General features: G+C 72.0%; 9 protein-coding genes. 2 read left to right on the top strand and 7 right to left on the bottom strand.

Translation table 11 applies throughout. The features are described 5' to 3' along the window. From ACWGJO_RS39305 to ACWGJO_RS39275, 7 genes are all read right to left on the bottom strand, one after another. Positions 1-347 (bottom strand): AAA family ATPase (locus tag ACWGJO_RS39305; protein WP_452190454.1); only part of this gene is annotated, 347 nt, incomplete at its 3' end. A gap of 50 nt (positions 348-397) precedes the next feature. Next, entirely contained in the window at positions 398-4,039 is a 3,642-nt protein-coding gene (locus ACWGJO_RS39300; RefSeq protein WP_452190453.1) for a DUF4132 domain-containing protein, read from the bottom strand. A gap of 660 nt (positions 4,040-4,699) precedes the next feature. Then, entirely contained in the window at positions 4,700-5,968 is a 1,269-nt protein-coding gene (locus tag ACWGJO_RS39295; protein WP_452190451.1) for a cytochrome P450 family protein, read from the bottom strand. Continuing rightward, positions 5,958-7,016, bottom strand: a complete 1,059-nt coding sequence (locus tag ACWGJO_RS39290) for a cytochrome P450 (RefSeq protein WP_452190449.1) — start codon at positions 7,014-7,016, stop codon at positions 5,958-5,960. Before ACWGJO_RS39290 ends, ACWGJO_RS39295 begins: the two co-directional genes overlap by 11 nt. Before the next feature lie 131 nt (positions 7,017-7,147). Continuing rightward, complete coding sequence (locus ACWGJO_RS39285) at positions 7,148-7,228, bottom strand: tryptorubin family RiPP precursor (protein ID WP_355252482.1); 81 nt, start codon at positions 7,226-7,228, stop codon at positions 7,148-7,150. A gap of 330 nt (positions 7,229-7,558) precedes the next feature. Further along, positions 7,559-8,149 (bottom strand): hypothetical protein, encoded by a 591-nt coding sequence (locus ACWGJO_RS39280; protein ID WP_452190447.1) that lies wholly within the window; start codon positions 8,147-8,149, stop codon positions 7,559-7,561. Between the two features lie 16 nt (positions 8,150-8,165). Further along, positions 8,166-9,137, bottom strand: a complete 972-nt coding sequence (locus ACWGJO_RS39275) for an aldo/keto reductase (protein WP_452190446.1) — start codon at positions 9,135-9,137, stop codon at positions 8,166-8,168. 665 nt (positions 9,138-9,802) lie between these two features. Between ACWGJO_RS39275 and ACWGJO_RS39270 the strand changes: the two genes are divergently transcribed. Next, on the top strand, positions 9,803-10,369 hold the full coding sequence (locus ACWGJO_RS39270) for a hypothetical protein (protein WP_452190444.1): 567 nt from the start codon (positions 9,803-9,805) through the stop codon (positions 10,367-10,369). A 4-nt stretch (positions 10,370-10,373) separates the two neighbouring features. Beyond that, positions 10,374-11,348 (top strand): hypothetical protein (locus ACWGJO_RS39265; RefSeq protein ID WP_452190443.1); only part of this gene is annotated, 975 nt, incomplete at its 3' end.

The following is an 11,348-nucleotide window of genomic DNA, read 5'->3' as shown; positions in this document are numbered from 1 at the left end:
GTGGTCGCCGCGCCACCCTGTACGGTCAGCCGGGAGGTACCGCTGACCGCCGCCGCGATCAGCTCCGACAGCAGCGACTTGGCGGTGCCCGGCTCACCGACCAGCAGCAGGCCGCGGTTGGTGGCCAGGGTCACCAACGCGCGCTCGACCAGCGCCGGATCGCCGACGAACTTGCGGTCGATGCCGGCCGTCTCGTCGCCGACGATGAACCGGCGGGCGGCGCGCAGGCTCAGCTCCCAGCCCGGCGGGCGCGGGTCGCGGTCCTCGGCGCGCAGCGCCGCCAGCTCCCCGGCGTACCGGATCTCGGCGGGCGGACGCTGGAGCTGCTCCTCGGCGGCGGTGGTCATGGCGGCCCTCCCGGGGTGGTTCGCGTGGCTGTCGGTGAGGTGGTGCGCCGTCACGGCGTGGTCGGCCCGGTCAGCTCGGTCAGGTCGGCGATCACCTCGGAGGCGATCACCGGGTCGAGCTCGGCGAAGGTCGGGAAGGTCCGGTCACGCCTCCAGTAGTCGCCCGGGCGGGTGTCGAGCCACACCGTCTCCACCTGCTGCTCGGGATACACGTCGTGCATGCCGACCGCGATGCCGTGCTCCGGTGCGAGCACCACGTAGCGGTCCGGCCCGACCCGGCGGGACAGCCAGCGCTCCACGCCCGCGTCCTGCGGCTCGCCGCGCTGCCAGCCGCGCCGCTCCATGCCGACCAGCCGGGTGGTGGGCAGCACCGGACCGTTCTCGAAGCGGGTCAGGCGGTGACCCGCCCGCTCCTCGTCGCTCAGCGCGTACACCGGGCGGCCGAGCTGACGGAACGGCTGCAGGATCTCGTAGTCGGCGAACAGCTCCGACCACGCCGCGAGTTCCGCACCGAGCAGCAGCGGGTGGGCCAGCCGGACGGTGGCCCCGGCGGGCAGCACGAACACCTCGTCCGCGACGTCCGCCAGCGTGCGGTCCTCGGCGACCCGGAACGCCGTCGTGGCGCCGTCCGCCTCGGCCAGCCACACCAGCCGGCGCACCAGGTGCCACAGCAGCGGATGCCCGACGAACAGCTGATCGAACTCCTCCGCCGTCCACGACCGCCGGGTGACCATCGCGTCCTCCAGACGGCGGATCTGGTCCCCCGCCACCGTGCGGACGTCCTTCTTCAGCGCGGCGAAGCGCTTGCGCTCGGCAGGCGCCAGCTCGGCGTCGTCCCGCACCCCCGGGACCGGCAGGTCCTTGCGACGGGCGCCGTCCGCGTCACGAACATACGGCTTGAGCTGCTCGTCGAAGCCCACGGTGAACGTCCGGCTGCCGTAGTCGACGACGGTGGTCCCGTCGGCGTCCAGCCCGAAGTCCGGCACCAGACGGTCCGACAGCTGCTCCCCGGACAGGCCGAGCCCGGCCGCCACCTCGGCGATCTTCTCCTGCGCCCGCGCCTTGAGCGCCTTGAACTTCACCCGCTGCGCGATGCCGTGCAGGTGGAGGAGGGCGACGTCGCTGCCGATCGCGGCCAGCACCTCCAGGCCGTCCACCGCCCGGTGGTGCGCCCCCTCGCCCGGCCACGCCCGGAGCACCGGCGTCAGCCGGCGGACCGTCCCGTCGTCACCGGTCCGGCCGAGCGCGTGCAGCGCCCACCCGTCCTCGGACGGCATGCCGGCCATCCGCCACTGCTCGAACACCGCCCAGCCGAAGGCCGTCAGCGACCGCGGCTCGCACACCTCCGCCACCTGGTCGAGGCCCGGGTAGAACGCCCCGGGCTTCGACAGCGCGAGCATGGTGAGCACGTGCCGCACCGTCTCGGCGGGCAGCGCGCCCTCGCCGCCGCGCACCAGCAGCTGCGGCAGCATCATCGGCTCCGCCCAGTCGCCGAGCTGGGGCAGCTTCGCCGGCAGCAGGTTCACCAGCGGGTCGGCCGACAGCAGCGCGCCCACCACCTCCTGCGCCTGCGGCCCGAACTCGCCGGCCACCGCGTCCACCGCCGGGGCGCCGTGCGCGGCAGCGATCAGCCGCAGGGCGTGCTCGGCGTTGCGCCGGGCCGCTCCGGCCTTCCCGACCGCGGCCGGAACCAGCAGCCGGGCCGCGTCCAGGCCGTGCCGGACGAACCAGGAACGGGCGGTGTCCCCGGCCGACTTGAGGCGCACCAGCCAGTCCGCCATCGTCTCGGCCACCCGGACGTCCAGGTACGGCAGCAGCAGCGCCGCGTGCGCGGCCGGGCTCTGCAGCGCGGCGGCCCGTATCGGCCCGAGCGCGTCCGGCCCGAAGCGGGCGGCGACCCGGCGCAGCGCGCCCGTGGCGTCCCAGATGTACTCCTCGCCCCGCCACTGCGCGATCAGCGGACGGCCCAGCTGCTCGTCGCCGTAGGCGAACAGCGCCAGTTCCTCGTGCCGGTTGGAGCGATGCCGCGCGGCGCCGGACTGCCCGTCCGCGGCCCGTATCGTGCCGGCGATCCGCTGCCAGTCGGCGTCCGACCAGTTCGCGTACCAGGACTCGGAGACCGCCCACGCCTCCCGCTCACCCGGCAGCCACCGCAGCTGCGTCTCCTGCGGCGCGGTGAGGCCGGTCAGCACGCGAGGCCTGGCCGTGGAGCGCGGCCGGGTCCACGGCGGGCTGGTGAACAGCTCCGGCAGCGAACCGGTCGGGACGTCCGGCACCCGGTCGCCGAGATCGGTGAGCGGCCCGACCACGGCCGCCTGCTCCGGAGTCAGCTCCGGCAGCAGCTCGATCGCGGTCGCGCGGTGGGCGGCCACGTGGGCGGTGAGGAGCTGACGGGCGAGCCGCTGCGCGGCCGGATCGGCGGACACCGCCGCGGCCTCCGCGAGGAGGCGCAGCGCGCGCCGGGGGAAGCGGCGCATGGCCGCCACCAGGGCTCCACGGGCCGCCTTTCCGTTCTCCTGATGGGCCAGCAGCCCCCGAAAGCCCTGATCGGAGGGAAGCTCGGCGATCGCGTTCAGCAGCTGCTTCTGCTTGTCGCTGTAGAGGTGGTCGTTGGCCAGGGCGTGCAGCAGCAGCGGTGCGGCGCCGCCTCCGAGACCCTCCGCCACGGTCGCGATGATCTCGGTGGACCAGCCGTCCCAGTGCAGGCTCGGCAGCTGGGGGAGCTTCTCCAGCGGCTCGGCCGAGGAGAGCGAGCACAGCAGCATCGACCACTCGGCCGAGCCCAGCCGCGCGCCCGACGTCGCGCACTCCTCGGCCCAGTCGGACTCGGACGGCACCAGGTACGCCGCCGCCACCAGGCGCCTCAGGTCGGTCCGGCATCCGGCCAGGGCTTCGACCGCCGTGCGGTGGGTCTCCTCGTCGCACGCCGCCAGCAGCGACCGGACGCGATCCGCGGCGGGGCGGTATGCCGCCACCGTCCGGACGGCCGCGCGCCGGACGCGCGGGTTCACGGCGCGTGAGCCGTTCCAGTCGGTCTTGAGGGCCACCCCGTACAGCTCGACGGTGGCCCTGGCCGCGAACGGCAGGCCGAACTCCGCCACCCAGGCGTCGGCGGCCGTCCGGACCTTGTTGTCGGCGGAGACCGCGAACGCCGCGGCCAGCACCGCCGCGCCGACCGGGTTCCGGCTGCCGGAGCGGTGGGCGCGGGCGGCCTCCACCAGGTCCGCGTCGCTGAGGTCCGAGGTGAGCGCCTGCTCCAGCCAGTCGTCCATCCGCCTCAGCGAGGCGTGGTACTCGTCCACCGCGTTCTTCACCGCGGCGGCCGGCGGGCGGGAGACGCCGCCCCGGCGGGGGACCAGGGCCCTCCGCCAGGCCTCCGGCAGGACGAAGGCGTCCTCGTCGACCGGGGCGTCCGACGGCTCGGGGGCGGCGGGCGGCGGGGTCGACGGGGTCGGTGCGCCGGTCCGGGCGCCGGGCGCCGCGCCGGCCGTGGTCTCGCGGTAGCCCTTGCGCTCCTTCTCGGCGACCGTCCTGGCGAAGTGCGCCTGCGCGGCCTCCGCGGTCGGGAACTCCTTGCTCTGCTCCCGCCCGGCGGTGCCGGACCGGCCGTAGCGCACGGTCACCGCGGCACCGTCGACCGCGGCCTCCCAGAACTTGTCCGAGCCGCCCTCGACGAACTCCCAGCGCCGCACAGCTCCGCCTCTCTCCTCGACACGTTTGATCAGGGGAGGAACAGTAGCGAGGCCCACTGACAGGCCGACCGCCGGACCGCCTGTCACGGCGGCCCGGACCGCCCGCCGCCGCCAGTTCGGCCGCCCAGCCGGCCGGCGTCACCAGTGTCACCAGTGTCACCGGCTCCGGCCAGTGGGCCTGCGCCGGAGCAGCCATCCCGAACGGATGGGTCCTCACCGCCTACGACAAGGACGGCCGCAGCGGCTGGGGCTCGTGGTTCCAGCAGCCGGAGGCGGACGGCCTGTACAGCTGCGGCGGCTCCCCGATCATCTCGGGGTACGTCATCACCGACTGCGCCAAGCTCGGCTGCAACGGTGTGGGCTCGTGGCGGCACAACCTCGTCCAGGACGGGATCCGGACGTGCGGCGGTCACCGAGCGGCGGCGCTGGTGTGCCGAGCCCGTGCTGCCGCCGGCCGCGCAGCAGCTCGAAGTCGAGCACGGCGACGCGTGCCGCGTCGGCCCGCACCAGCTCCAGCGCACCGGTGGCGGGTGGCCGGGCGGGGGTGCTCACGGGCGGGGGACCGCGTGCCTGCACCGGGTGGACCTCGGCCGGCGTGGTGCCCTTGGCGGCCGAGGCGCCGGAGCGCCTGCGCGCTCCGGCGGTACCCGCCTGCCGTCGTCAGTGCAGCAGCACCCGCAGGCTGAGCAGTCCCCGGTGCCTTGGGTTTTCCTGCCACTGCGCGGCGGCGGCCGGTTCGGCCAGGCGCAGGGCCGGGAAGCGGCGCAGCAGTTCGCTGAACGCGACCTCGGCCTGTAGCCGGCCCAGCTGTGCGCCGAGGCAATGGTGGATGCCGTGGCCGAACGCGAGGTGTCGGGCGGCGTCCGGGCGGGTGATGTCGAAGCGGTCGGGGTCGGCGAAGACGGCCGGGTCGCGGTTGGCGGCGAGCAGTGCGATCTGGACGAATTCGCCGGCCGGGATCGTGGTGCCCGCGATGGTCACCGGCTCGGTCGTGCGGCGTAGCGAGGCGATGCTGAACGGGCTCTCGTAGCGCAGGACTTCCTCGATCGCGCCGGGAAGCAGTTCCGGATTCGCACGCAGCGTCGTGAGTTGTTCGGTGTGGCCGAGCAACGCGTGGATGCCGTTCGCGATCAGGTTGACGGTGCTCTGGTGGCCGGCGATCGCGAGCAGGAACGCCATCGAGGTGATCTCGGCCTCGGTCAGCCGGTCGCCGTCCGCCTGGGCGGCGAGCAGTTCGGAGATCAGGTCGTCGCCCGGGTGGGTGCGCTTGTGGTCGACCAGGGCGCGCAGGTAGTCCGCCATGCCTTCGGCAGTCTCCACCGAGACCTCGCCGTCCGCCCCGCCGTCGCCGTCCGCCCCGCCGTCGTCGCCCGAGCCGGCATCGACCGCGTTGCCCCGGACTTGGAGGTTCTCCCGTTCGGCCTGCGGCGCGCCGAACAGCTCGAAGACCACCGCGAGTGGCAGCGGCAGCGCGAACTCGCTGATCAGCTCGGCCGAGTCGAGCCCGTCCAGCTGGTCCAGCAGTGCGCCGACGTGGCGCTCGACCATCGGTCGTAGGGTCGCCACCTGCCGCCCGGTGTAGGCCTGTTGGACCAGCTTGCGAAGTCGGGTGTGCTCCGGGGGGTCGGAGTTGAGCATATGCGTCATCAGGTCGCGGCCCGGGCCTCCCTCGGAGTTCCCGACGTGTTGGGCGAACGCCTCGGTGACGGCCTTCTTGCTCAGCCGGGGGTCGGCGAGGGCGCTCCGACACTCGGCGTGGCCCGTGACGACCCAGCCTTCGAGTCCGGCCGCGCCGCCGAACCGGACCTTGCGGGCGCCGCCCTCGGTGCGCCAGCGGCGGTACGCGGTGTGCGGGTCGGCGTAGAACCGGCCGTCGGCGAACTCAGATTCGGCAACGCCGTGTTCGGTGTGTATGTGATCAGCGCGCATCGCGTGCCTTCAGGACGCGGACCTCGCTGACGCCGAGCAGGCCGAGCAGCGGCACCTTGGCGGTCCGCTGATCGGGGTCGACGACCAGGCCGGCTGCCCGGATCTGGTCCAGCAGCAGTTCGGCGAGCGGCATCACCATGTGCCGGCCCCAGCAGCGTTCGGAGGAGTGCCCGAACGGAAGGTAGCCGGGAGTGCTGTCCGGGTCGAGGTGGTCCCAGCGCTCGGGGCGGAACTCGTCCGGGTCCTCCCACAGCGCCGGGTCGCGATGTGAGAGCAGCGGCAGGACGAGGACGTCGTCGCCCGCACCGATCCGCGGATCGAGAGCGGGGTACTCGGGCGATGCGCGGCGCAGGATGTTCCACGACGGCGGCAGCATGCGCAGTGACTCGAGGATGATGTTCCGGTTCGGCGTGCTGTCGTTGAACGGCGAGCCGAGCCAGAGCGCGTTCGCGACCAGGGTGGAGATGGTGAAGCAGACGGGTGCGGCGGCTCTGCGGTACATGCCCAGCGCGTACCGTCGATCCTGGTAGTTGGCCGCCTTGGCGGTGAGCTTGCCGAGTTCGGTGAGGTCGTCGCCGGGCTTGGGCCTACCGGGCAGTGCGGCGCCGACCGAGATCACCAACCAGGTGAGCAGCGGCGTCAGTTCGAGGTTGCGGCTCATCAGGATCTGCAGCCGGCGCGGGTCCCGACCGAGGATGAGGTCGCGCAGGAAGAGGTGTCCGGTGAGCGGCCACGGACCGGACAGGTCGATGTTCTGCGGCAGCGGGGCCTTCAGCGCCTCGCGCACGTCGCTGCCGATCGTCCGCGTCACCGAGGACGCCTCGGTGCGGGTGATCGAACGTCCGTGCAGCGGTTTGAATGTGGGCCGTTCGATCTCGGTGGCGCGCCGGGCGGCGAGGATCCGGTCGGTGAGCTCGGGCCCGGCGACCCCGATCGTGTCGGGTTCGAGCCGGACGGCGTCCTTGCCTAGATGGTCCCTGAGCAGGGCCTCAAGTCGGGGGGAGAGCACGGTGTTTCGCGAACGGGCGGAGGCGGGGGAGAGTGCCATGTGATGTCTCCGAGACTTTGCCGGGGCCGGTCTCCGTCCCCGCCCGGGCCCGATCTCTCGGCGGAGGCCGTGAGGGGGCAGGGGCGGGGACGGATCAGCTGTTCAGGTACCGGAGGTACCGATCAGTCGGCTTAGTACCAGACGTACCAAGCGCTGGCCTTCAGGCTCTTCTTGGCGAAGGACGCGTCACGGATGGCGAACAGGATCTTCATCATTGGTTCTCCCTTTCATTGCCGGATGGCTGAGTGGACGTAGGGCCACTCTGCAGTTGCCCTACAGGCGTATCCACGCAGCCGGGTCTCCGGCAGGTTCACATCAGTGGGCGGATCTTTCCGAGAGGCTGGGGGATGTGAGGGGTTTGCCAGCGTATCTTCTGATTCTTCTCCTGCGGCGGTGTGACCGCTGTGCCGGGCGCCTTGGCCTCCGACGGCCCCGCCCCGACGTACTCACCCAGGGGTGGACCGGCGGCCCCGGCCCCGGTCGCATCCGCGAGCGTGACCGGGGCGGAGTCCGCCGGCGGCGAGGGGTGAGCCTGCCGTTCCTCAGGACACGCTGAACCTCAGAAGGAGGCGGGGGCACGGCGCCGCGACCTCGTCCTCAGGAGGAGGGCCCCATGCCGCGAGTGCGGCGGAAACCCCCTGTGGGCCGGATTCCAGATAGCAGATCATGTTCACCGGGTACCGACTGTTGTCGAACATGTAGCGGTCCATCGGTGTCGGCTCCTCGCTTATTCGCAGCCCTCGCTCTTCGGGTGGGCCGATCCGGTGCCAGTCGGGATGCAGATGGATGGAGCCCAGGATCTCGACCCCGTCACGGTCCGCCTGCCGGTGAATACGCAGCAGATCCTGCGAGCTGCACCAGAATCCCCGGCGGGGGTTTCGGTAGGCGCTTCCGAAGCACGGCTCTATGGAGCGCGAGAACTCTTCGAGCGCCATCGGGTCGGTGGCACGGACGTTGGTCGCGAACTGGACCGAGGTGACGGCCGCGACACCGTCGTCGACGGTGCCGAGCAGGAGGGCGAAACAGGAGGGTGGTTCCTGCGGGGTACAGGCCTCGTATTCATCGCGCGCTACTGAGATGAACGACTTGAGGGCGTCGAATCCGATCAGGGCGGTGTGGGGGGTGACGTTCACGGCGACTCCTCCTCCTTCAGCCGACGTGCGCATGGTGGTCCGCCGCGGTGGTCCGTGAAGCGAGATCCAGCGAGTGAACCTCGGCCGGGGAGAGTTCCAGGGTCGCCCCCGGGGTCAGTTCGGCGAGCTGCTCGGGCGTCCTGCTGCTGGCGAGCGGAGCGACGACATGGGGCTGCGCCCTCAGCCAGGCCAGGGCCACCGCGGCGGGGGCGGTGCCGTGCTCGGCGGCGATCGTGTCCAGCGTCCGGAGCACCGCACGGCCGCGGGGCGTTTCGCCGTACGGTCGTGCCGCGTCGCTGCGGACGCTGGGAACGGCGGGTGCGCCTTCGCGGTACTTGCCCGTCAGGAAGCCCTGCGCCAGGGCGAAGTACGGGACGCAGGAGACGCCCTCGCGCTCGCAGACCGGGGCGATCCCACTCTCGAAGGGCTCGCGTTCCATGAGGTTGTAGGGAGGCTGGACCGCCACGTACGAGGCGAGCCCCGAACGCTTCGAGACCTCAAGGGATTCGGCCAGCCTGGGGCCGCTGATGTTCGAGGCGCCGATATGACGCACCTTCCCTGCCGTGATCAGCGTGTCGAGTGCGGTGAGGGTCTCTTCGAGGGGAGTTTCCGGGTCGTCCGCGTGCGTGTAGTAGAGGTCGATGTGATCCGTCCGCAGACGGCGCAGGGAATCCTCCACCGCCTGGTGGACGACCTTCGCCGTGAGCCCGGACAGTCCGTTCAGTCGGCCCACCTTGGTGGCGATGACGAAACGGTCCCGCTGACCGCGCGCGGCCAGCCAGTTGCCGAGGATGGACTCGGACTCCCCGCCGGTGTTTCCGGGGGCCCACTGGGAATAGGAGTCGGCGGTGTCGATGAAGTTCCCGCCCGCGGCGGCGTAGGCATCGAGGACGCGGAAGGATGTCCGCTCGTCGACGGTCCATCCGAAGACGCTGCCGCCGAGGCAGAGTGGAAAGACGTCGAGCTCGGAATGTGCGATGGCAACCAATGGACGCTTTCTGGTTCTTACCGGATTCGGTGGTCGGTTCCGGTGCGGAGGGTGGGGCACAGGGGGGCGCGGCTCGGCGTGACTTCCCACGTCGCCCCCACTTGAGGGGTCGCTGACGCCCCCGCCGGCAATGTCCAATGAATAGCATGCACTTGATAGTCAGTCAGTGCGGAAACCGATACTACCTTCCGGTCCGACGCCATGCCGAGGCGTCGGCTGGACTCCGTCGTGGTCGGGGTGTGCGCCTGCGCCGTCGTTCCGCGCTCGAACGGCTCGACGGCGAGGCCGCCCCCGGTGTTACCGGGCCGAGGCGGGCCGAGGCGGGTCGCGGCCGGGTCGTGGGTAGCAGGCCGCAGGCGCGGGTGGTCCCTTCGCCCGGTCTCCCGTGCCAGGAAGGCGATCCGGCCTCGCGGCATGCCCTGGTCGGTTTCGCGCTGGAAACGTTGTCGGGCGAGCGTGCCGTGCTAGCCCATGACGACTTCCCGGAGCCGCCACGGATCGGGCGGTACGGCGTCGACCTGCGGGTCATGGAGCGGTCCGAGGGTGCCGGTGAGGCGAGCCGGGCTGTGCTCAGGCTGAAATGTGGCCATTCGTCTGGCGGTACGCGGCGCGCGTCGGCTTGTGCGACCAGGTCGCGCCGGATTGCCTGAGTCGCGTCAACCAGCATGTCCGCCGTCAGCCAGGATGTCCTCTGGCGGGCTATTCCGGGAGCCATCATGCGTGCACGAAGTCTGTCTGTCGCGGCCGCAGCCGCCATTCTCGCCCTGGTCCAGCCAGGCCCCGCCATCGCGGAGGGCGACCCCAGCACCACCGTCACGTTCACCGTCACGTCCGGCGCACTGTCGATGTCGGTACCGGCCAGTGCCAGCCTCGGCTCGGGAGCGCCCGGCACCACGATCAGCGCGCCGATCGGCCCCTGTACCGTCGTCGACGACCGCGCCCTCCTCTCGGCCAGCTGGACGGTGACCGCGGCGGAGACGGACTTCGCGAACGGTTCGTCGACGATTCCCGCCACCGACGCCACCTACTCGCCCGGGACGGTGACGACGACCGGCGTCATCACCGTCACCACGACGAACGTGACGCTGAGCAACTCCGCGCAGACGGTGGTCACCGGGACCGCCGGTGTCGGAGACAGCACCGCGAGCTGGAACCCGACAGTCGCCGTGAACGTGCCCGCGAGCGCCGTCGGCGGAGCCTACACCGGAACGCTGACCCAATCCGTTGCCTGACGGAATGAAGGGCGCGCGCCGGTACTGGGCTCTCCTGCTGATGCTGGCCTTCGCGCAGGCCGCCGGGGTGATGCCGGCGGCGGGGCACGAGGCACCCGCGGCGCCTTCCCCCCAGGATCCGGCTGCGGGCAGGACCATCGCCGTCAAGCTTCTCGACGCTCCGGAGAACCGCCGCGCCGATCCCCGAGCGCATGCCTACATCATCGACCACCTCGCACCCGGCTCGACCATCGAACGGCGGGTGGAGATCACCAACAGGTCGTCCACACCGATGCACGTCAAGGTCTACGCCGCGGCGGCCACCATCGCGAAGGGTGAGTTCACCTTCGCGCCGGAGCGCACCCCCAACGAGCTGACCGGCTGGACATCGTTCGATGCGTCGGACCTTGAGCTGGCGGCCTCCGAAACGGCGCGGGTGCGTACCACCGTTCGAGTGCCCGGGGACGCCGCCGCAGGGGAGCGATACGGCGTCATCTGGGCGCAGACGGACGCCCCCACGGACCGCTCGCACACTCTGAACGTGCTGGGTCGGGTGGGCGTCCGCATGTACATCGACGTCGGTCCCGGCGACGAGTCACCCTCGGACTTCACGATCGAACGGCTCTATCCGGCCCGAGCCCGCGACGGGCGGGGCGAGGTTCGCGCCCGGGTCCACAACACGGGGGGTCGCGCCCTCGACATCGGCGGGGCACTGTCCCTCCGCGACGGGCCGGGCGGACAGCACGCCGGACCGTTCTCGACCGCCAAGACGGGCGCCACGCTGGCTCCGGGCGACAGCGGGGAGGTGGTCGTCCCACTGGACGCAACGCTGCCGAACGGCCCGTGGACCGGGGAGCTCGCGCTCAGGAGCGGCCTGGTCGAGCACACCACCCGCGCCACCATCACCTTCCCGTCGACTCCCGGCAGCGTCGGAGCGGACGCCGCGTCGGTCGCCCTGCAAGGGGACTTCCCCACCTCGGTGGTCGCCTGGCTCTCAGCC

The sequence above is a fragment of the Kitasatospora sp. NPDC054795 genome (assembly GCF_053611565.1).
Note: the sequence above shows the minus strand (reverse complement) of the source record. Positions and strands in the feature narration are given on the sequence as shown.

Coding starts and splice junctions, on each gene's coding strand:
- ACWGJO_RS39270 (WP_452190444.1), top strand. CDS start 9,803: ATGTCCGCCGTCAGCCAGGATGTCCTCTGGCGGGCTATTCCGGGAGCC.
- ACWGJO_RS39285 (WP_355252482.1), bottom strand. CDS start 7,228: ATGAAGATCCTGTTCGCCATCCGTGACGCGTCCTTCGCCAAGAAGAGC.
- ACWGJO_RS39295 (WP_452190451.1), bottom strand. CDS start 5,968: ATGCGCGCTGATCACATACACACCGAACACGGCGTTGCCGAATCTGAG.
- ACWGJO_RS39290 (WP_452190449.1), bottom strand. CDS start 7,016: ATGGCACTCTCCCCCGCCTCCGCCCGTTCGCGAAACACCGTGCTCTCC.